13 protein-coding genes are annotated in these 21,901 nt (G+C 65.8%); 6 read left to right on the forward strand and 7 right to left on the reverse strand.

Annotated features, from left to right (window positions below; genetic code table 11):
• Positions 1–174 precede the first annotated feature (174 nt).
• Positions 175–1,377: an acetylornithine transaminase gene (locus Q1K70_RS13560; protein WP_300160627.1), complete on the reverse strand. Its 1,203-nt coding sequence runs from the start codon at positions 1,375–1,377 to the stop codon at positions 175–177.
• 126 nt (positions 1,378–1,503) lie between these two features.
• Positions 1,504–4,476, reverse strand: a complete 2,973-nt coding sequence (locus Q1K70_RS13565; protein ID WP_300160630.1) for a glycosyltransferase family 39 protein — start codon at positions 4,474–4,476, stop codon at positions 1,504–1,506.
• A 460-nt stretch (positions 4,477–4,936) separates the two neighbouring features.
• On the opposite strand from Q1K70_RS13565, the gene Q1K70_RS13570 reads away from it, so the two are divergent.
• From Q1K70_RS13570 to Q1K70_RS13590, 5 genes are all read left to right on the forward strand, one after another.
• Positions 4,937–5,386 carry a response regulator gene (locus tag Q1K70_RS13570; RefSeq protein ID WP_300160633.1) on the forward strand — a complete coding sequence of 150 codons (450 nt, stop codon included), beginning with the start codon at positions 4,937–4,939 and terminating at the stop codon, positions 5,384–5,386.
• A 55-nt stretch (positions 5,387–5,441) separates the two neighbouring features.
• Positions 5,442–8,042, forward strand: coding sequence for a PAS domain S-box protein (locus Q1K70_RS13575; protein ID WP_300160635.1), 2,601 nt, complete (start codon positions 5,442–5,444; stop codon positions 8,040–8,042).
• 9 nt (positions 8,043–8,051) lie between these two features.
• Positions 8,052–9,821 (forward strand): sensor histidine kinase, encoded by a 1,770-nt coding sequence (locus Q1K70_RS13580; RefSeq protein WP_300160637.1) that lies wholly within the window; start codon positions 8,052–8,054, stop codon positions 9,819–9,821.
• 11 nt (positions 9,822–9,832) lie between these two features.
• Positions 9,833–11,458, forward strand: a complete 1,626-nt coding sequence (locus Q1K70_RS13585; RefSeq protein WP_300160639.1) for a response regulator — start codon at positions 9,833–9,835, stop codon at positions 11,456–11,458.
• A 367-nt stretch (positions 11,459–11,825) separates the two neighbouring features.
• Positions 11,826–12,632, forward strand: a complete 807-nt coding sequence (locus Q1K70_RS13590) for a YkgJ family cysteine cluster protein (RefSeq protein WP_300160641.1) — start codon at positions 11,826–11,828, stop codon at positions 12,630–12,632.
• A gap of 200 nt (positions 12,633–12,832) precedes the next feature.
• Here Q1K70_RS13590 and Q1K70_RS13595 read toward each other — a convergent pair whose 3' ends face one another.
• The 5 genes from Q1K70_RS13595 to Q1K70_RS22155 all read right to left on the reverse strand — a co-directional run bounded on the left by Q1K70_RS13595 (position 12,833) and on the right by Q1K70_RS22155 (position 19,946).
• Complete coding sequence (locus Q1K70_RS13595) at positions 12,833–16,045, reverse strand: CusA/CzcA family heavy metal efflux RND transporter (RefSeq protein WP_300160643.1); 3,213 nt, start codon at positions 16,043–16,045, stop codon at positions 12,833–12,835.
• A gap of 115 nt (positions 16,046–16,160) precedes the next feature.
• Positions 16,161–16,400 (reverse strand): EF-hand domain-containing protein, encoded by a 240-nt coding sequence (locus Q1K70_RS13600; protein ID WP_300160645.1) that lies wholly within the window; start codon positions 16,398–16,400, stop codon positions 16,161–16,163.
• 115 nt (positions 16,401–16,515) lie between these two features.
• Positions 16,516–17,823 (reverse strand): efflux RND transporter periplasmic adaptor subunit, encoded by a 1,308-nt coding sequence (locus Q1K70_RS13605; RefSeq protein ID WP_300160647.1) that lies wholly within the window; start codon positions 17,821–17,823, stop codon positions 16,516–16,518.
• 22 nt (positions 17,824–17,845) lie between these two features.
• Positions 17,846–19,237 (reverse strand): TolC family protein, encoded by a 1,392-nt coding sequence (locus Q1K70_RS13610; RefSeq protein ID WP_300160649.1) that lies wholly within the window; start codon positions 19,235–19,237, stop codon positions 17,846–17,848.
• A gap of 376 nt (positions 19,238–19,613) precedes the next feature.
• Complete coding sequence (locus tag Q1K70_RS22155) at positions 19,614–19,946, reverse strand: restriction endonuclease (protein WP_366521703.1); 333 nt, start codon at positions 19,944–19,946, stop codon at positions 19,614–19,616.
• Between the two features lie 476 nt (positions 19,947–20,422).
• On the opposite strand from Q1K70_RS22155, the gene Q1K70_RS13615 reads away from it, so the two are divergent.
• The gene (locus Q1K70_RS13615; RefSeq protein WP_300160651.1) at positions 20,423–21,784 is read left to right on the forward strand and encodes a CmpA/NrtA family ABC transporter substrate-binding protein; all 1,362 of its coding nucleotides are present in this window, start codon (positions 20,423–20,425) and stop codon (positions 21,782–21,784) included.
• Positions 21,785–21,901 lie beyond the last annotated feature (117 nt).

Below are 21,901 nucleotides of genomic sequence, written 5' to 3' on the forward strand. Positions count from 1 at the left end.
CTCGATGGCCACTTCCTTGCCGAGTTCTCCGGAGCCGAGCAGCATGATCCTGGTGGCGGACGGGGTGAGCGGCGTGCCGATGGTCGCCATGGCGGGCCTCCTGGTGAATGTTGTGCGGGCGCGGGGAAATTACAGGGAAGAAGCGGCGAAAACAAGCCGGCCGGGCCGGTCGCCTCAGCCCGCCAGCGGCAGCGTCTCCCGCAGCCAGTCGATCATCAGGTCGATCTCCTGGCGCGACACGGTCAGCGCCGGCATGAAGCGCAGGACGTCGGGCCTCGGAGCGTTGAGCAAAAGCCCCTCCGGCCCCCGGTCGCGGGCCAGTTCCACGCACCGGGCCGCGCGGCCGTCGGGCAGCAGGAGCGCGCGCAAAAGCCCCCTCCCCCGCTCGCCGGCCAGGCCGAGCGCGTCCGAGAGTTCCCGAAGCCGCGCCCCCAGGTGTTCGCCCACGGCCCGGACCTCCTCCAGGAAGCCCGGCGCGAGCAGGACGTCCAGCACGGCCGTCCCGACGGCGGTCATGAGGGGATTGCCGTTGTAGGTCCCGCCCTGGTCGCCGGCCTCGAAGCAGCACGCCGACTCCCGCGCCAGCAGGGCCGAAAGCGGCACGCCGCCGCCGATGCCCTTGCCCAGGGTCATGACGTCCGGCGCGACGCCGGCCTGCTCATGGGCGAAAAGCGTTCCGGTGCGGCCCATGCCCGTCTGCACCTCGTCCACGATGAGCAGGATTCCCTCCTGCTCGGTGAACCGCCGCAGGTCGCGCAGGAACGCGTCCGTGGCCGGGATGACCCCGGCCTCGCCCTGGATCGGCTCCAGCATGACGGCCACGGTCGTCGGGCCCACAAGGGCCCGGACCGAATCCAGGTCGTTGAGGCGCGCCTTGGGAAAGCCCGGCACCTGGGGCGCGTAGAGCGTGTCCCAGCCGGGCTTGCCGGAGGCCGACATGGCGGCCAGGGTGCGGCCGTGGAAGGAGTTCTCGAAGGTGACGATCTCGTAGGCCCCTCGCCGGTGCTTCCTGCCCCACTTGCGCGCCAGCTTGATGGCCCCTTCGTTGGCTTCCGCGCCGGAATTGGCGAAAAAGACCCGGTCGAAGGCCGAATGGGCCACGAGGCCCTCGGCCAATTCCATGGCCGGCCGGTTGTAGAAGGCCGGGCTCGGGTTGACCAGCCGGGAGGCCTGTTCGGCCAGGGCGTGCGTGACGGCCGGGTGGCAATGCCCCAGGCAGTTGACCGCCCAGCCCTGCACGAAATCCAGGTAGCGCTTCCCCGCTTCGTCCGTGAGCCACGAGCCTTCTCCGGAGGCGAAGACGATCTCCGGCCGGGGCGTGATCCACATGAGGCATTGGGCCTGGGCCGCCGGAAAGGCGGAATCGTTTTCCGACATGTCGGCACCTCCCCGCCGGGCCTCGGCCTGGCGGCTTTCGGGGCCGGCGCGCTTCGTCGGCTCCACGGGGGTCCATGGGTATAGCCTTGCGCCGCCAAGCTCAAGAGCGGCGTTCGCGCGGGGGCGCTAGCGGGTGGCCCAGGCCTCGCGCACGGGCAGGGGCTCCCCGGAGAGCCACAGGCGCATGGCTCCGCCGACCTGGGAGTCCTGGCGCAGGGTCGTGGGAGTTGCGCCCAGGGAAACGGCGGGCAGGGCCGAGGCGTCGAGCAGCACCTCGATGCGCATGGGGTATTTGGGGTCGGAGCGGATGGAGGCCCCGGGCCCGGACAGCTCGCAGCCCACGAAGAGGATGTTGACGGGCTTGTCGAAGAGGACTTCCCGCACCACGCCCTCGTAGGTGGACGACACGTCCAGGGGGCCGCGCTCGGAGAAATCCAGGAACACCTTGCGGGCGTCGATGTCGTTCACGCCGTAGAACACCCTGGCGTAATTGGGCTTGTCCGTCTGCAGGACGGGATGGATCATGGCCCGCACGCCCTTTATGGGGATCTCCGAGGCGAAGACGTACTCGGCCAGGCAGGGCCGGTCCTTCAGGCAGGTCAGGGACTTGCGCAGGATGTTGAGGTTGTCGCGGCGCACCATGTTGTAGAGGTCGAAGCCCTCGGGCGTGAACAGGGGAGAAAGGCTCACCAGGCCCTCGCCGCCGAGGTTGAGCGTGACGAGCGAGCCCTCGGGCACGGCCAGGGGAATGGGGAGGCTTTCCCGGCCAAGGCGGAGCACGGGCCGGGAGACGCCGCCCGTGAAGGAGAGGCCCCGCACCGTCCAGGGGAGCTCCGCGTCCACGGCCACCTTCTCCCCCCGGCCGTCGGGCAGGGCCACGGTCGAGTCGGCGAGCCTGGGGTCGTAGAGGTAAAAGACCGGCTCGCCGTCCGCTCCGCCCACGACCGCCACCGGCGGCAGGCCCGGATGGGCCGCCCGGAACCGGGCCAGGTCGGCGGCCGGCTGCCAGGCCGCCGCGCCGGACCGGCCGGGGCAGCGGGCGTCGGCGGCGCAGAAGGCGTGCAGGACGTCGGGCCCCAGCGGCGCGACATCCGGCGTCCAGGGCGCGAGGGCGGCGTTGGCCGCGATGTTGTCGAGCACGGCCAGGGGAGTCCGTGCCGCGGCGTCGCCCGGTTCGCCCGCCGCCTCGAAGCGCAGCCGCTCCAGGTCGATGTAGGCCGAATACCGGCCGGTGAGGAATTCCAGGCGCACGTAGAGCGGCTTGCCGGGGTCGGCCCAGGCCAGGTTCGCGGCCACGGGCAGGGTGGACTCGCCGGTGGCCCCGGCCTGGCCGTAGCCGGGGTCGGCCGCGACGAAGCGATCGTAGTCGATGTCCTCGACCAGGGCCAGGCGGTCCGGGTCCTGGCCGGCGTAGAGCCGCAGCCGGGCTTCGGGGCGCATGACGCGGATCTTGGCGCGCATGACCGCGTCGAAGCGCACGGCCACGGACCGGCAGGTCGCCCCGGGGGCGGCGACGAGCTTCCAGGTGGCCTGCCCCGGCGCGTCCAGGCTGTACAGGGACAGGGCGTGGAGGCGGTAGTCCGGGGCGACGTTATGCGCCTGCCAGACCGTCTCGTAGAAGCGCAGGGTGGTGAAATCGTCCGTATAGACCGGCGCGCCGCCGGGCCCGGGCGAAACCACCAGCGGGGCCTGACTGACCACGCCCCCTCGCGAGAAAAGCACGGTCTCGTCCTCCTGCGGCATGTCCATGACCCGCACGAGCCCGGCCGGCTCGAAGCCGCCCTGCTGCGTCACATAATAGAACTTCCGGTAGCCGCGCGCGTCCACGTCGCCGAAATACCGGTAGGCGTCGCGAAGCTCGCGCGTCAGCACGACCTTTTTCGGCCGGTTGTATTCGAACATGACGTAGCCGACGTCTTCCTTGTGCAGGAGCAGATACCGGGCCCAGCGCTGCACGTTGTGGTGCCAGCCGCGGTACAGGGCTTCGTACTGGAAGTTCGGCCCGCTGATCCACAGGATGCCGGCGAAGCCGAGAGCCAGGCAGGCCGCGGCGTGGCGGCCGGAACCGGGGGCGAGCCGCCGGCCCAGGAGCCAGCGGGCCAGGGCCGCGGACCCGGCTCCGGCGAAAAGCAGCACGGCGAAGAAAAGCCCCACCAGGTACTTGGCCGTGACCTGCGTCTGCACGTTGACGGCGAAGGCGGCCAGGGTCGGCAGCCCGCACCAGAGCACAAGCAGCGCCAGGTCGCGGCCCCGCCGGTTTCGCAGACTCCAGACCGCGCCGAGGAGCATGAACAGCGCCACGATGCCCGTGCCCGTGAAGTCCGAGTCCCGGAAATAAAGCGTGATCTCCCGAAACGCCTTGCCCAGGCGGTACGGGTCGAAGGCGTGGCCGCCGCCCTGGTAGAAGGTGTGGAAAGCCACGAATTGCCCCGGGACCTGGGGCAGGTAGAGCAGCCCGGCCAGGCACAGTCCCAGGCCGTGGACCAGGGCCAGGCGCAGGGCTGCCGGCCGGTCGGCGGCGCGCCAGACGGCCGGGAGGCACAGGCAACAGGTGAAAAGCGCCTGGGCCAGGACGAAGGGCGCGGCGATGTAGGAGCTGTAGAGCATAAGCGTCGTGGCCAGGCCGTAGCCGAGGGCCGACCGCCAGGTCCGGTCGTCGAGGAGGCGCTTGTAGCAGTAAAGGGACAGGAGCGAAAACGTGTAGAAGACCACGTACCAGCGCATGTACCTGGAATAGGCGACGTGGAACTGCAGCAGCGCTCCGTAAAGCGCGCTGCACAAGGCGGCCTGCTCGTCGAAGAACCGCCTAGCCACCAGAAACAGCATGGCCAGCGAGGCCAGGCCGAAAAGGACGAACGGCAGACGGACGGTGAAGTCGTCGTCCTTGAGCAGACGAAAACAATGGATCAGCAAGTGGTGCAGCGGCGGGGACGTGTCGAGGGCGACGTCCGAGGCCGCCTGTCCGTTGAGGCTCTTCAACATCTCGGCCACGGGAAGGGATGCCCGGTGGAGGGCAAGGTGCTCGTCCCACTGCAGTTCCGGCACGCCAAGATCATGCAGCCTGATGCAGGCGGCGACGATGAGAACGACGCCAAGCACGACCAGACTCCATCGCGTATTTCGCCCGTATCCGTGCACCACGACGCAGCATCCCCATCGGCCTGCGGCGTCGTCCGCCGTCAGCAGGCCCCTTGGCATTCGATAAATCGAGGTGAGACTGGAAAATCGGAAGCTATTCCACTCTGTCGCGTCGCGTCAAGGCGTATCGACTTTTTCTCTCGGCCGTCAAAAGGTCTTTCTCTCACGACGCGTGCCGGCGTTGCGTCACGTATTGCGAAGCGTCGGAGACGTCGCCAGGCGACGAAGCGCCCTCCCGGGAAACCGCATGGCGGAGACGAGTTCCGCCATGCCCGCTCCCCCGACCCGGCCCGTGCGCCGCCCTCCCGGACGTCGTCGCCGCAATCGGATGCCGCGCCGCCCCATCGACCAATATCATGACGATGTGTTGGCAAGGGGTGTACCTTTCTGCTAGGCTTGCGATAAGCTTGGGAGTGGTGCCATGTCCAGTGCAGTCAAATCCGTGGTGATCCTGTTGGCCGACGACGACGAGGACGATGTGATCCTCATCAGGGATTCCTTCATGAGATCTAAACTTTCCAACGATCTGCGCGTCGCGGAGGACGGCGTGGAGCTCCTGGACTACCTCCGGCGCCAGGGCCGCTTCGCCGATCCGGAACTTTCCCCCCGCCCGGACATCATTCTCCTTGACCTCAACATGCCGCGCATGGACGGCCGCGAGGCCCTCAAGGAGATAAAAAACGATCCGAAATTCAAGGACATTCCCGTCATCATCCTCACCACCTCCCAAACCCATGCGGACATCCTGCGCAGCTACCAGGACGGGGCCAACTGCTTCATCACCAAGCCCGTCACCTTCCAGAGCATGTGCGAAGTGGTGAGCAAATTCGGGGAGTACTGGTTCCAGATCGTCAAGTTGCCCGAACGGTGAACGGCCAGGCCCCGGGAAAAGCGACGCCCCTGCGGCGGCACGCAGGCGGGAGAATATGAACGAGGCCCAATCCAGCTCCGAAACGCTCGCCCGGGAAGTCGAGAGGCTGCGCCGGGAACTGGCGCAGCGCGAGCGCCTGGACGTCCTGACCGCCGCCGCCCTCGGCTGCATCCGCTCGGAAACGGCCACGCCCGAGCTGCTGCGCGAAATCGTGACCCTGCTCGCCCGGGAAACGGGCTTCGACGCCGTCGGGTTGCGCCTGCGGGAAGGGGACGACTTCCCCTACTTCCAGACGCGGGGACTTTCCGAGGAATTCATCCGGCTGGAAAACAACCTCTGCCCCAAGGGCAGCCACGGCCAGCCGGCCCTCGACGCGGACGGCGCCCCCCTGCTCGAATGCGCCTGCGGCATGGTCTTGCAAGGCAGGCTCGACCGCAACGAGCCTTTTGTCACCGAGTACGGCAGTTTCTGGAGCAACGCCAACACCGAACTGGTGCGGCGGCGTCCCGAACTGCTCGACCGGATACGGGGCAATTGCATCGCCTCGGGTTACGAATCCTCGGCCCTGGTGCCGCTGCGCTGCGACGACACGACCTACGGCCTACTCCAGTTCGAGGACAAGCGCCGGGACATGTTCACCCCGCAACTGGTGCGCGGCCTGGAGCTGATCGCCCGCCACCTGGCCCTGGCGCTTTCCCTGCGCCAGGCCATCGAAGAACTGCGCACGGCCGGCCGGGACCTGGCCCAACGCATCACGGAGCGCACCAGGGAGCTCGGCGAAAGCGAAAAAAAATTCCGGATGCTGGCCAACGCCATCCCGCAACTCGCCTGGATCGCCCGGGCCGACGGCCATCTCATCTGGTACAACGACCGCTGGTACGCCTATACCGGGACCACCCCGGAGCAGATGGAAGGCTGGGGCTGGAAGTCCGTGCACGACCCGGCCGTGCTTCCGGCGGTGATGGAAAAATGGCGGGACTCCATCGCCACGGGCGAACCCTTCGACATGGTCTTTCCGCTGCTCGGGGCCGACGGCCGGTTCCGCCCCTTCCTGACCCGGGTAAACCCCCAGCGCGACGCCTCGGGCCGGGTGCTCCAGTGGTTCGGCACCAATACCGACATCTCGGAACAAAAGCGCATGGAAGAGGAGCTGCGCGAGCGGGAAGAGCTGCTGCGCCTTTTCATCGAGCACGCGCCGGCGGCCATCGCCATGTTCGACCGGCGGATGCGCTACATGGCCGTCAGCCGGCGCTGGCTCGCCGACTACGGCCTGGCCGGGCGCGAACTCGTCGGGCGCAGCCATTACGACATCTTTCCCGAGATCTCCCAGCGGTGGAAGGACATCCACCAGCGCTGCCTGGCCGGGGCCGTGGAACGGGCCGAAGAGGACCCCTTCACGCGCGCCGACGGCTCCACCCAATGGGTGCGCTGGGAGGTGCGGCCCTGGTACACGACCCAGGACGTCGTCGGCGGGATCGTGGTGTGCAGCGAGGACATCAGCGAGCGCAAACAGGCGCAGCAGGCGTTGCGGGAACGCGAAACCCAGTTCACGACGGTCTTCCAGGCCAGCCCCGCGCCCATGGCCATCGTGACCTACGAGGATTCCCGCTACCTGCACGTCAACGAAGCCTATCTCCGGCTTACCGGATACGCCGGCGAGGAGATCATCGGCAAGAACTCGCTGGAGCTCGGCATCTGGCGCGACCTGGACGTGCGCGAAAACATCAGGGCCCGGTTCGCGGCCGGAGAGCGGATCACCGACGCCGAGGCGGCGTTGCGGACCAAATCCGGCGCCGCCGTCAGCGTGCTGCTGTCCATCGAGCGCATGGAGATCGACGGCAAAAGCCACATGCTCTCCGTGGCCACGGACATCACCGAGCACAAGCGGGCCGAGGAGCTGCTGCGCCATTCCCGGGACGCCCTGGAGGTCAGGGTCAGGGAGCGCACGCGCGAACTCGAGGCCAGGAACGCCGAATTGGAGAACTTCAGCTACATCACTTCCCACGACCTGCAGGAACCCTTGCGCAAGGTGCGGGTCTTCGGGGAGCGCCTGCGCCTGGAATACGCCGCCGTGCTGGAGGAAGACGGCCGGGATTACCTGCTCCGCATGGAAAACGCGGCCGCCCGGATGCAGTCCCTGATCAGCGATCTGCTCGAATATTCCCAGGTGTCCATGGGAGAGCATGCCTTCGCCGCGTCCGACCTCGGGGAGCTCGCCCGCCAGGCGGCCCAGGACTTCGACCATGCGCTGGCGCAGGCCGGCGGCGAAATCGAGATCGGCGACCTGCCCAGGGCGGAAGTCGACGGCGCGCTCATGCGCCAGGTTTTCGCCAACCTCATCTCCAACGCGCTCAAGTACCACGGGCGCAACCCGCCCAAGGTGCGCATCGGCGGCGAAGTCGTCACCGACGCCGGCCGGGCGATGGCCAGGATCTCCATCGAGGACAACGGCATCGGTTTCGCCGAGCAGTACAAGGAGAAGATCTTCCAGCCCTTCCAGCGTCTGCACGGGAAGAAGGCTTACGAAGGCACGGGCATCGGCCTGGCCATCGTGCGCAAGGTCCTCGAACGGCACAAGGGAACGATCACGGTCGCAAGCGAACCGGACAAGGGTTCGTGCTTCATCATGACGCTGCCCGTGGAGCAGCGCGCATAAGAGGACGGAATGCTCCTGGCGAACATCTGGAACTGGCGCTCCGTGCGCTACAGGCTGGCCTGTCTGGTGCTGGTTTGCGTGACGCCCGTGTGGCTGGCCGCCGGCTCCCTGGTCTATTTCGCCTACCAGGACAAGACGCGCAGCGTCGATGCGCGGCTGCTGGACACCGCCCAGACCCTGATGCAGGCCATTGACCAGGAGATCGACATCATCGAGGCCGCTCTCGGCGCGCTGGCGACCTCGCCCTCGCTGGACACCGGGGATTTCTCCGCCTTCCACCGGCAGGCCAAGCTGTTCCTCCAGGCCTATCCCGAGTCCGACCTCCTCGTGGCCGACGCGACGGGCCAGCAACTCTACAATTCCTTCCGCCCCCCGGGCACGCCCCTGCCCAAGCGCAACAACAGCGCCTTGGTGCGCCGCGTGTTCGAGGAAGGCAAACCCGTGGTCAGCGACCTTTTCCGGGGCGCCCTCACCGGACGTGCGCTCATCAGCGTGGACGTGCCCGTCGTCCGGGACGGCAACATCCTCTTCGACCTGGGCCTGACCCTGCCCACCAACCGCATCGTGGCCATCATGGAACGCTACCCCCTGCCCTCGGGCTGGGTGGGGCTCATCATGGACAGCAAGCGTACGGCGGTCTACCGCACCCTGAACCCCGGGGCGTTCGTGGGAAAACAGGTGCCGCCCCTGTTCGGAAACCCGGGCGCGGGAGATTACGTCAAGGAGTTCAAAAATCTGGAAGGCATTTCCTCCCTGGCCTGCTTGAGCCGGTCCGCCGAGTCCGGCTGGTCGGTGGTCGTGCACATGCCCAAGGCCCTGGTGTGGGAGCAGTTGCGGGAATGGCTCCTCTGGACCGTGGCGGGCACGGTTCTCCTGTCCGTGGCCGGCATCATCCTGGCCGGGCATATCGCGGGCGGCATCTCCCGCTCCATCCGAGCCCTGATCCCGCCGGCCCGGGAGCTGGCCGCCGGCAACGCCGTGGCTCCCGGCGCGTTCGGCCTCGAGGAGACGGACGCGGTGGGCAAGGCCCTGGCCGAGGCTTCGCTCCTGCTCATGGAGCGCACGGCCAACCTGGAGCGCAGCAACCGTGAACTGGAGGAGTTCGCTGCCGTGGCCTCCCACGACCTCCAGGAACCCTTGCGCAAGATCAAGGCCTTCGGCGAGCGGCTGCGCGAGAACAACGCGGAAAATCTCGACGCCACGGGGCACGACTACCTGCGCCGGATGGAAAACGCCGTGGACCGGATGAACACCCTCATCCAGGACCTGCTGGAATATTCCCGCATCACCACCCGTCCCAACCCGTTCGTCGCGACCGATCTCGGCCGGCTCGCCCGGGAGGCCGCTTCCGACATCGAGACGGCCGTCAAGGAGACGGGCGGACAGATCACGATCGACCTGATGCCCTGGGCCGAGGTCGATGCGTTGCAGATGCGCCGCGCCTTCCAGAACCTGTTTTCCAACGCCCTCAAGTTTCACGGCGAAACGCCGCCGCGCATCATGGTGACCAGCGCGACCGAAGCCAGGGACGGCCGGGAATACGCCCGCATCGCCGTGACGGACAACGGCATCGGCTTCGACGTCCAATACCTGGAAAAGATCTTCCAGCCCTTTCAGAGGCTCCACGGCCGGGGCAAGTTTCCCGGCACGGGCATCGGGTTGGCCATCGTCAAAAAAAGCGTGGAACGCCACGGAGGCACGATCACGGCCGAGAGCCGGCCAGGCAGCGGAGCGACGTTTTTCCTGACCATCCCCTTGCGGCAGCAACCCAACGAGTAAGGAAAACGACCATGGCTGATCCCCTCAAGGTCCTGATCATCGACGACGACGAGGAAGATTTCCTTCTCGCTTCCGCGCACTTCGCCAAGATCCCGGGGCAGACCTATCAGATCACATGGTCTGCCGGTTACGACGAGGCCCTGGCCACCCTGGAGGCGCAGCGTTTCGACGTCTGCTTCGTGGATTACCAGCTCGGCGCGCGCTCGGGCCTCGAACTGCTGGAGGAATTCGCCCGGCGAGGCCTGCCGACGCCGGCCATCCTCCTGACCGGCCAGGGCGACCGCGAGATCGACATCAAGGCCATGAAAGCGGGAGCCACCGATTTCCTGTCCAAATCCAGGCTCGACGCCAACCTGCTCGAACGCTCCATCCGCTACTCCATCCACAACAAGCAGGCGGAAAGGGAACTGGAGGATCGCGTCCGGGAGCGCACGGCCCAGTTGCAGGAGGCCATGGAGGAAGCCAAGGCCGCCAGCAGGGCCAAGAGCGAATTCCTGGCCAACATGAGCCACGAGATACGCACGCCCTTAAACGGCATCCTCGGCATGCTCCAGCTGCTGCAGGGCACCGGCACCGACGAGGAGCAGAACGAATACATCACCAACGCCGTGAAGGCGTCCAAGCGGCTGACGCGCCTGCTCTCCGACATCCTCGACCTGTCCCAGGTCGAGGCGGGAAAGCTGCCCCTGGTGGAAACGCCCTTCGAGATCAAGAGCCAGAAGGACGCCGTCATCGACACCTTTTCCCCGCTCGCCGTGGAAAAGGGGCTGGCCCTCGAGTTTGACGTCGACGACCGGATGCCGCCGCTGCTCGTCGGCGACGAGGCGCGGCTGCGTCAGATCCTTTTCAACCTGGTGGGCAACGCCTTGAAGTTCACCGAGCACGGCCGGGTGACCGTCACCGCCGCGCCTCTGCACGTCCGGGACGACGGCAGCCTGCGCGCGCTCTTCACGGTCAGCGACACCGGCATCGGCATCGCCCCCCACCTGTTCAAGGACATCTTCGAACCGTTCGTCCAGGCCGAGGCCGCCTATACCCGACGTTTCCAGGGAGCGGGCCTGGGACTGGCCATCGTACGCCGGCTCGTGCCCCTGCTCGGCGCGGCGCTGGACATCGACAGCGTCGAAGGCGAGGGAACGACCGTCTACCTCAGCCTGCCCTTGCGCCGTCCGCTGCCGGCAAACGCCTCCCAGACCCCGGAGGCCGCCGCGGTCCCGTTAAAAAGCCGCCCGGTAAAGGTTCTGCTTGCCGAGGACGACGAGGAGAACCTGTTTTACGGGATGGCGGTGCTCCGAAAGGCCGGCTGCCAGGTGAAGCCCGCGAGAAACGGCCGGGAGGCGTTGCGCTTGCTTGCCGCCGAACCCTTCGACGTGATCCTCATGGACGTGCAGATGCCCGTCATGGACGGCGTGGCCGCGACCAGGGCCATCCGTGGCGGCGCCTGCGGCGAGGCGAGCAGGCGCATCCCCATCATCGCCATGACGGCCTACGCCATGCCGGAAGACAAAGCCAAGTTTCTCGCCGCCGGCATGGACGCCTATCTCGCCAAACCCATGGACATGCACGCCCTCAGGGACGCCATCCGGCGGATGGTTCCGACGCTGGAGGCGTCGCCGCCGGCGGCCGCTCCGGCCTGAGCGGGTCCGCCCCGGCCCGCCAGGGAGCCTTTCGCCCCGCCCCCGCAAGCCTGCAAGACCTTGTCTCGTCCCCTTTCCTCGACAAGCGCCGCCGTTTCGACATGCCTGGCCGCGATGCGCCCCGAAGGACGGCAGCCGTCCCCGAGAGGGGCGGCGGCGGGCACGATGTGGCCCGGGCGCGCGGTCTTCACGGACGCTGCGCCGTCGGCATGCGTCTTCGACTGCATGGAGCCTGACGCTCACGCCCGGGCTAAGCGGCGGCATGCCGCAGACGCATCAGGCCGGAAATCGTTGCAAACAAATATTGTGGTAATATTTATTTTTTCATATCATAGGAGGCGATTTCAAGCGTACGGAGCAAAAGGCAATGTCCGGCGTCATAACAGCAGAAATTCGTTGCGATACGCCTCCGAATGAGCATCATGCGGTTTTTTCACTCTACTCTGCCGGAATACAGTTCTTCATAACGGCATCACCCCAGGAATTCTCGCGCACGATCGCACGCTTCGTGAAGGACCGTGGCGACATCCTTCCCACGACGCATGTAATCCATGGGTCCCATACCTTTTTCGATTCGATACACACCTTGCTGACCGAGCAGATCGCCAGCTCCGGACGAAGCATCTATTGCACGACGGGATGTTCGGCCTGCTGCAAGCAGGTCATCTTGTCGAATCCGTTCGAAGCCGCATTGATCGGGTTCAACCTGGCCAGGGACAAGGAGAAGCTCGAGCGTTTCCTCGAACGGTACGCCGGCTGGGACGCGGAAACAAAAGCCATGCGGTCCCGATTTCCGGGCTGGGCGGCGCGTCGGGCCCTTCATGGGGTGGACGACGGCAGTTTCGACCAGATGGAGTTCACGGCCCACTGCCCCTTTCTCGCGGACGACCTGTGTCAGATCTACCCGTGGCGTCCCTATGGTTGCAGGAGCTACCTGGCGCTTTCGGAGTCCTGCATCCGTCCGAGGGAACCGGGGCAACGACCGGGTCGCCAAGGCATGGGAATCGGCATGTCCACGTCCTTCCATCAGCGCAGGCAGCAGCTTCTGGGCCTGCTCTGGCAGGCTTTCGGCGTCGATCCGGCAAAGACGCGGGGGCACTTCCTGCCCGATCTGGTGAAGCACTTTCTCGACGGCGACATCGCCGGTCTTCTGGCACGGTGCCGCCTGCCCTGATCTCCCGGCCGAAGCAGTTCCTCGTCCGGCTCGCCAACGCGACTTGGCGGATCCGCCGCGCACGATGACGGCGGCGATGTCCTGGGGCGGCGCTTCGCCGCGGGGAAAGCCTGCCTAGCACCAAGCCCTGCGCGCGTTTTCGAAAACGCAGCCCCCTGCGCAGTTGCGCCAGCCTCGCCCGCTCGTCCAAACCAAACGGACTACTTTCTCCCTGGCGGCAAGCCGTGTCCTTTCCACAGGGCGTAGATGGCCGGATAGAGCAGCAATTCCAGAATGGTCGAGGTGACCACGCCGCCGATCATGGGCGCGGCGATGCGCTTCATGATGTCCGAGCCGGCCCCTTGGCTCCACATGATGGGGAGCAGACCGGCCAGGATGACCGTCACGGTCATGATCTTCGGCCGGATGCGTTTGACCGCGCCGTGGAAGATGGCGTCGTTTAGGTCGTCCCGGGTACGGAGCCGCCCTTCCCTCTGCCATTGGGCATGCGCCAGCTCCAGGTAAAGGAGCATGACCACGCCGGTCTCGGCATCGAGGCCGGCCAGGGCGATCAGTCCGATCCAGACGGCGATGCTCATGTTGTAGCCGAGCAGGTAGAGAAACCAGAACGAACCGACCAGGGAAAAGGGCACGGCCAGAAGCACCACGCAGGTGCTCGCCACCGATCCGGTGTTGATGTAGAGCAGCACGAAAATCAGGGCCACGGTCAGCGGAATGACGAGCTTGAGGCGCTCGTGGGTGGCCAGCAGGTATTCGTATTCGCCGCTCCAGACCAGCCGCACGCCCTTGGGCAGGGACAGGCCGGCCACGGCCTGTCTGGCCCGCTCCACGTACGAGCCGACGTCCGGACCGGTGAAGTCCACGTAGACGTAGGAAACGAGCAGCCCCTCCTCGCTTTTGATCACCGTGGGCCCCTTGACCACCTTGATGTCGGCCAGCTCGCCCAGGGGAATCTGGGCCGTGCCGGCGGCGGCCGCCACACCCAACGGCGGCGGCAGCGCGGAAGGCCAAGCCCCCATCTTCCGCCCTTCGCCTGGCTCCTGCCGGGACATGACCGGCACCAGCACGCGGCGCAGCTTGTCCAGACTGTCGCGCAATTCCCTGGGGTAGCGCACGTTGACCGGATAGCGCTCGCGGCCTTCCACCGTCGTGGTCAGGTTCATGCCGCCCACGGCCGATTGCACGATGTCCTGCACCTCGCCCACGGAGAGCCCGTAACGGGCCGCCTCCTGCCGCTTGACCGCGATGTCCAGGAAATAGCCGGTGCCCACCCGCTCCGCGAAGACGCTGCGCGTGCCGGGAACGCCGCGAATGGCGTTTTCTATGGCTTCGCCGGCGGCCTCGATGGTGGACAGGTCCGGCCCGAGCACCTTCACGCCGACCGGCGTGCGGATGCCCGTGGCCAGCATGTCGATGCGGGCCTTGATCGGCATGGTGAACGCGTTGACCACCCCGGGCATCGCCAGCTTGGCGTCCATCTCGGCCTTGAGCTTTTCCACGGTCATGCCCGCCCGCCATTCGGACTCGGGCTTGAGGTTGATCGTGGTCTCGAACATCTCCAGCGGGGCCGGGTCGGTGGCGGTTTCGGCCCGGCCCGCCTTGCCGAAGACTTGCTCCACCTCCGGAATGGTCATGAGGACCGCGTCCTGGTATTGCAACAGCTTTTGCGCCTGGCCGATAGAGGCCCCGGGCATGGTGACCGGCATGTAAAAAAGCGTTCCCTCGTAGAGCGGCGGCATGAATTCCGAACCCAGCCGCGAAAACGGGATGACCGTCACGGCCAGGACCGCCACGGCCAGGACCAACAACGTCTTTTTAAAGCGCAGGGCGAGATGGGCGAACGGCGTATAGAGCAGACGCAGCAGGCGGCTGATCGGATTATGGTCCTCGGAGCGCACCGTGCCTCTGATGAAAATGGTCATCAGCACCGGGGTCAAAGTCACGGCCAGAAGCGAGGCGAACAGCATGGCGAAGGTCTTGGTGTAGGCCAAGGGCGTAAAAAGCCGGCCGGCTTGGGACTGGAGCGTGAAGACCGGCAGGAATCCGAGGGTGATGACGAGCAGGGAGAAAAAGAGCGACGGCCCCACCTCCACGGCCGCATCCACGATCACGGCCGTGCGGCTGCCCGGCCGGCCCTCCTGCTCCCATTCCTCGAGACGTTTGTGGGCGTTTTCCACCATGATGATGGACGCGTCGACCATGGCGCCGATGGCGATGGCGATGCCGGAAAGACTCATGATGTTGGAGGAGACGCCCAGGGCGTGCATGCAGACGAACGCCATGAGGATGGCCACGGGCAACGTCAGGATGACCACGAGCGCGCTTGGCAGGTGGAACAGGAACACCACGCACACGACCGAGACGGCCACGGTCAGCTTGACGATCTCCTCGGTCAGGGTGTGGACCGAGCGCGTGATGAGGTCGGAGCGGTCGTAGGTCGGCACGATGCGCACGCCCTCGGGCAGGGTCGGGGCGATGTCGCGCGCGATCTTTTCCTTGACCCGCTCGATGACGGACAGGACGTTTTCGCCGAAACGCACCACCACCACGCCGCCCACCGCCTCGCCCCGGCCGTCGAGGTCGGCGACGCCGCGCCGGATTTCCGGCCCGATGCGCACCTCGGCAACATCCTTGAGTAAGATCGGTGCGCCTCGGGCGTTGCGCCCCAGGGAAATCTGCTCCAGATCGGCCGCCCCGGTCAGGTAGCCCCGGCCGCGCACCATGTATTCGATGCCGGAAAATTCCAGCACCCGGCCTTCCACCTCGGTATTGCTCTGCTTGACGGCCTCCAGGACCCGGGAGAGCGGGATGTCCTGGCTTTGCAGTTTCCCCGGGTCGACCGTGATCTGGTACTGTTTGACGTAGCCGCCGAGGCTCGCCACCTGGGCCACGCCGGGCACGCTCTCCAGGGACAGTTTGAGCGTGTAGTCCTGAAGCGAGCGCAGCTTGCCGAGATCGTAGCGGTTCCCGTCATCGACCAGGGCATAGGAAAAGCCCCAGCCGAGGCTGGTGGCGTCCGGACCGAGCTGGGGCGTGACCCCGGCCGGCATCTTGCTCGTCACCGACTGCAGGTATTCGAGAATGCGGCTGCGCGCCCAGTAGATGTCCGTGCCTTCCTCGAAGATCACGTAGACGAACGAGCTGCCGAAAAAGGAGAATCCGCGCACGGCCCGCACCTTGGGCGCGGCGAGCAGGCTCGTCACGATGGGGTAGGTCACCTGGTCCTCGACCAGGTTGGGGCTGCGTCCGGCCCAGTCGGTATAGATGATGACCTGCGGGTCCGAGAGGTCCGGTATGGCGTCCAGGGGCGTCTGTCGCAGGGCCCATGCACCCCACAGGACGCACAGGGCCGTGGCCAGGATGACCAGGAACCGGTTGCGGGCGCTGGCCGCGATGACGGCGCGGATGGGCATGGCGGACGATCCTTTGGAAGCCTTCGGCGACCAGGGCTCCGCCCTGGACCCGCCGGGGGGCATGATGCCCCCCCGGCCCCCTCTCTGGGTTCATGGGTCCTTTCCGGCAGGACGGCTATTTGACCTTGGCCGCTTCGACGGCGTCGAACTCTTCCCGGCTGACTTTGCCGTCGCCGTCCTTGTCGTATTTGGCGAAGTCGTTTTGCATGCCGTGGGCGGCGAACTCGTCCTTGGTCAGCACGCCGTCCTTGTTGGCATCCATGGCTTTGAACATGTCCTCGTCCGCCGCGGCGACGCCGGCCAAACCCAGGGCCAGACCGCCGGCCAGCATGGCCGTCATCAGGATCTTGCGCATAGTTCCTCCATGGTTTCTGTTTGTGGACTCCCCCTTTGCAGGGGTGCCGGGGGACGTTCCCCCGGGGGTGGGGCCAGGGAGGGGCGACGCCTCTCCCGGGCCTGCGGTGGCTCACTTAATGATGATGCCCGCCGCCGCCGCTGCCGCCGCGCAAGCGTGTTTCGGAATCGATGAGGAAGGCGGCGGCCGCGGCCACCTTGTCTCCGGCAGCCAGCCCGGAAACGACCTCCACGTCTTCGCCGGCCTCGACGCCGGTCGTGACGTGGCGCATCTCGAAGACGCCCTCGGACTTGGCCACGTAGGCCACCTGCCGCTCGCCCGTGTCGATGACGGCTTCGCGGGGCACGACCAACCGCTGCCCCAGGTTTATGGCGATTTCGGCCTGGGCGTACTGACCGGGCCGCAGAACGTTTTTGGGGTTGGCGAGCACGAAGCGGACCTTGGCCGTGCGCGTTTCGTCGGCCAGGGTCGGGTAGATGTAATCCACGGTGGCCGGGAAGGCGTCGGGCAGACCGGCCAGGCGCAGGGTGGCCTTGGTCCCGGGGCCGACCCAGGGGAGTTCCTGGGGGTAGACGTCGGCGACGACCCAGACTTTCGAAAGGTCGGCCAGTTCGAGGAGCGTTTCGCCGGGCATGACCCTGCCGCCTTGGATGACGGCCTTGCGCACCACGAAGCCGTCGACGGGACTGGCGAGGGCAAAGGTGCGCACCGGCCGGCGGGTCCGCTCCAGGGCGGCGGCCAGTCCTTGGCCGACGTCGTAGAGCCGCAGCCGGTCCCTGGCCGCGCCGAGCAGCGCCCTGGCGTCCCGGTTGCCGAGGGAAAGATTCGGATCGGCGCCGACGGTCGGGGCCGGAGTCGAGTCGGCCCAGGATAAAAGGCGCAGGTATTCCATCTCCACGGCCATGACTTCCGGGCTGTAGATGGCGGCGAGGGTCTCGCCTTTCCTGACCGGTTTGCCCGTGGAATCGGCGTAGAGCTTTTCCACCCAGCCTTCGACCTTGGTCGTCACGGCCACAAGGGTGCTTTCGTCCAGCTCCACGCGGCCGGTGGCGCGCAGGGCGCGCTGGAGCGGCTTTTTCGCGGCGACGACGGTGGAGACGCCCATGGCCCGCATGATGTCCGGGCCCATGGTGACGGTGGGCGGCGGCGCGACATGGCCGGCATGACCGCCGGAATCGCCCCCTCCGGCCTGGCCCTGGGAGCCGGTCGGGACTGGAGCCGGGGGTGCCGGTTGCCTGGAAGAAGCGTCCGGGGGCATCGGCATGTTGTGGCCGGCATGGGGAGACGCCGCAGCGGCCGGCGCTTCGGTCCCCTGCCCGGCCTGGGGCATGGCATGCCCGGCGTGCTCCGTTTGAGCCGGGACGCGTCCCGGCACGGACAGTGCGGCAACGAGGAGAAAGAGGGAAAAATACGAGCGCGGCATGGGCGTCTCCGTGGCGCGGCGGTTATTGGGCCTGGCCGGCGTGCGCGAGGTTTTGCCCGGCGTCCCGGGCCAGACCGAGCAGGGCTTCCAGCTTGGCCACGGCTTTTTGTTGCTCCACGGCCCTGCCCCAGTATTCGGTTTCGTAGTCGAAGAGATTTTTGAGGCGCGACAAGACGGTCAACGCGTCCCCGCCGCCGGCGGCGTAGCGGGCCATGGACAATTCGAAATCCTGGCGGCTGCGCGGTCCCAGCGAATGGACATACAAGGCCATGGTGGCCTCGGCGGCCTTGATGGCGGCGTAATTGTCGCGGACGATGGCGGCGATCTGGTTTCTGGCCGCTTCCAGTTCCTGCCTGGCCGTTTCCAGGTTGTGCCGGGACTCTTTGAGGCCTTCCGCCTGCTTGGACCAGAAATAGAGCGGTATGGTGACCGAGACGCCGAGCGTCCACATGTCGACGAATTTCTGCGTCCGGCCGGTATACGTCGTATTGCTCACGGGGTCGGTGAGTTCCCGTTCCGTCTTGAACCCCTTGCTGGCGTAGGCGGTGTTGAGGGTCACGTCCGGGACGAATTCGCCCTTGGCCACACGGACCTTGGCGTCGGCCGTCTCCACCATCTTCTCCCTGGACCTGGCTTCGGGAGCTTTGGGAGCGAACTGCCCGAGGAGTTCGTCCAGGGACCGGGAGTAGGCCTCCTTCGGGGGCTCGGCCGGCGGCGGGATCGTCCCGGGATCACGGCGCCCCAGAACCTCCGCCAGCATGGCTTCCTGGGTTTTCAGCCGTTGCTTCAAGCTCTCGCGGCGTTCGAGGAGCTGGTATTTTTCGGATTGGGCCATGAGCACATCCTGGGTGGAGCCGGTTCCGGCGCCATACCGGGCCAGGGCGGTCTGCTCCATGCCGGCCAGCAGCTTCTCCTTGCGTTCGAGGAGTTCCAGGCTTTTGTGGGCCAGGAACAGTTCGTAATAGAGCTCCCGAACCCGGGCCTCGGTTTTGAAGCGGGTGATTTCCGCCTGGATGCTCAAGGCGTCGGCTTCGCTGGCAGCGGCGTCGCCCTTGGCGAGGAGCTTCCCGGGATAGGGGATGGTCTGGGAAAAGCCGGCCATCCATTGGGCGTCGTCGGAATTGCTGTACGTGTACCAACGCAGGCCGTCGTTCTGGTATCCTACGGAGATCGAAGGATCGGGCAGGCTTTTCGCCGGTCCCACCCGGCGTCTGCCGGCGGCGGCCCGCTCCCTGGCCGCCTTGATGTCGGGATTTTGGGCCAGGGCCTCGGCGACGTAGGCTTCGACGCCGGAAGGCTCCGCCGCGGCCACGGCCGGGACCGATGCCGCCAACAGGCCGACGATGGGAGCCATGAGCACAATACGTTGCCAGATGCTCCTGGCCGAACGCGTTTCCAGGAAGTTCCCGATCATCCTCACCCTCCTGTCCTCCGCCCGTTGGTCATGGGGGATGGCATCGTCCAGCGGCTATGGCGAGTATGGAGCGCATGCCTTTCCCCGGATCATGCGGCCAGGTCCGGGAGAAGGCGGACACGTGCACCATAATATCATACTGATTTGGTATCAAATACCATGCCAAACGGTCTTCAAAGACAATTCATTGAATTTAATAGGTCTTTATTCGTTTCTCCGCCGTAAGGTTGCGGCGATGTCTTTTTTATGAACAGCCTACGGATAAAAATCATACACGCCAAGTGAAGTTGAGGGAAATTGGAAAGAGCCGGGTGGAGTTCCCCCGATTTCGTGGCCGTTTTTGATTTGAACCCTGGGGAAGCGAGACCATGCATCCTTACGTAAGCCAAGGGCGACATGGTGTCGATGACCTGCCCGGGATTTTCGGACCATCAGTCCATATCCGTTTCAACGGGAGCTCTGCCTTCAAATCTTCATCAAGTTTTTCAAAGGTCGAGAATAGCTGCTCGAACAATTCCCGCTGCGACCAAAGTCTTACTCGAAACAATCTTGCAGCAAGCTCCTTTTGTGCATTTGGCTCGAAACCTCCCCCGGATACGAAAAGCCCTTCGGCGGCTGCGAACGTGCTGACAGCTCCAAGCAGCTTGTCGCCGGTCGGGCGATCGACAGGCGTCACGCCGCTGATTCCCGACGAGCCCGTGACAGACATTTTTGTTACCGAACACACGGGGAAAGCTTTTCGTCCCTCCTGCCAGGCCGTGCCGCAATGTACGCTTCGCCGCTGCGCAACATGACGCTCTTCAAACTACCCCTATTTTAAAAACATTTGCTTGGAACACGCAAATCAATGACAACGAAATTTCATAAAAATACATGAAAAATAATTGAAATCAACGAAAAGGCAAAACACGCTCCGGTCACGGTTATTATTACCCGCGAATCGAAAATACTTCAACTATTAACAATTTTTGAAATTGCGAACCAGGGCACATTGGTTGCTTTTACCTGCCCTTGAAACGGCGCATGCCTCCACTTTTTTTTCAAGAACGGCCGCGTACCGCACACCAGAGCCGCGACGGTGGATACCGGGGAATGCTTGCTCAAAAACGACGCTTCTCCGTTCGTGAGGCAGGGGGTCATTGTCAGCGCCCATCCTTTTTCACCGTAAACACCAGCGAGGGGGTCATGACGGACAAGACCAAGAATTCGGACCGCCCAGCCGCCGGCGGCACGGCCGACAGCGCGGCAACTGGCGAGGAGCGTGTCCTCGCCGGAACACAGGACCGCGAGACGATCATCGGCCGGGCCGTGGAAGAGGCCGTGCTGCACGGGATCTTCCGCGGCCGGACGGTCACCCGGCGCGGCTTCATCCGACAGCTTGGCTTGGCCGGAGCCATGGCCGTCATCGCCGACATCTTCCCCATAAACGCGGCCAAGGCCTTGGCGAACGATCCGCCCAAAGACCTGGAGAAAACCGCCCTGAAAATCGGGTTCATCCCCATAAACTGCGCCACGCCCATCATCATGGCGCACCCCATGGGCTTTTACGAGAAGCATGGCCTCAAAGGCACGGAAGTGGTCAAGGGCGCGGGCTGGGCCATGATCCGCGACTGGGCCGTGTCCAAGCAGATCGACTGCGCCCACATGCTGGCCCCCATGCCCCTGGCGCTGACCACGGGCGTCGGTTCGTCCACCACACCCTTCGTCATACCCGCCCTGGAGAACCTCAACGGCCAGGCCATCGTCCTGCACAAAAAACACAAGGACCTCACCGAGGCCAGCCAACTCAAGGGCATGACCCTGTGCATCCCCTTCGAGTTCTCCATCCACAACCTGCTGTTGCGCTACTACCTGGCCGAAGGCGGCGTGGACCCGGACAAGGACGTGAAACTGCGGGTGGTCAATCCGGCCGAGATGGTGGCCAACCTCAAGGCGGAGAACGTGGACGGCTTCATCGGACCCGAGCCGTTCAACCAGCGGGCCGTCTTCGAGGACGCCGGCTTCATCTTCAAGTTGACCCATGACATCTGGCCCGACCACCCGTGCTGCGCCTTCGCCTGCAGCCGGGAGTTCGTGACCCAGATGCCCAACACTTTCCAGGCCGCCTTCCAGGCCATCGTGGACGCCACGGTGTTCGCCACGGACCACAAGAACCGCAAGGACATCGCCAAGGCCATCGCTCCGCGCAACTACCTCAACCAGCCCGTGGAGGTCATCGAGCAGGTTCTGACGGGCGATTTCCCTGACGGCCTGGGCAACATGCGCCACATCCCCGACCGCATCAGCTTCCACCCCTTCCCCTGGAATTCCATGGCGGTCTGGATCCTGACCCAGATGAAGCGCTGGGGCTACCTCCAGGGCGACGTGGACTACCGCAAGATCGCCGACGAGGTCTTCTTGTCCGCGGAATGCAAGAACATCATGGAGCAGGAGGGGTATCCCGCGCCGACCGGCTCGCCCTACGCCCGGCACGTCATCATGGGCAAGGAATTCGATCCGGCCAACCCCCAGCAATACTTGGACAGCTTCCCCATCCGGCGCGGCTAGCAACCCGGAAGGCTTCCCCCGCCCACGGCGCGAAAGGACCGCGCGCGCCGGCGGGCCGGGCCATGTCCGCCCCTCCCCCGCGCGCCGGCGCGAAAGGGCGGCCAAGGCCTTTCACGA

Source organism: Solidesulfovibrio sp., assembly GCF_029978005.1.
Classification (GTDB): Bacteria; Desulfobacterota; Desulfovibrionia; order Desulfovibrionales; family Desulfovibrionaceae; genus Solidesulfovibrio.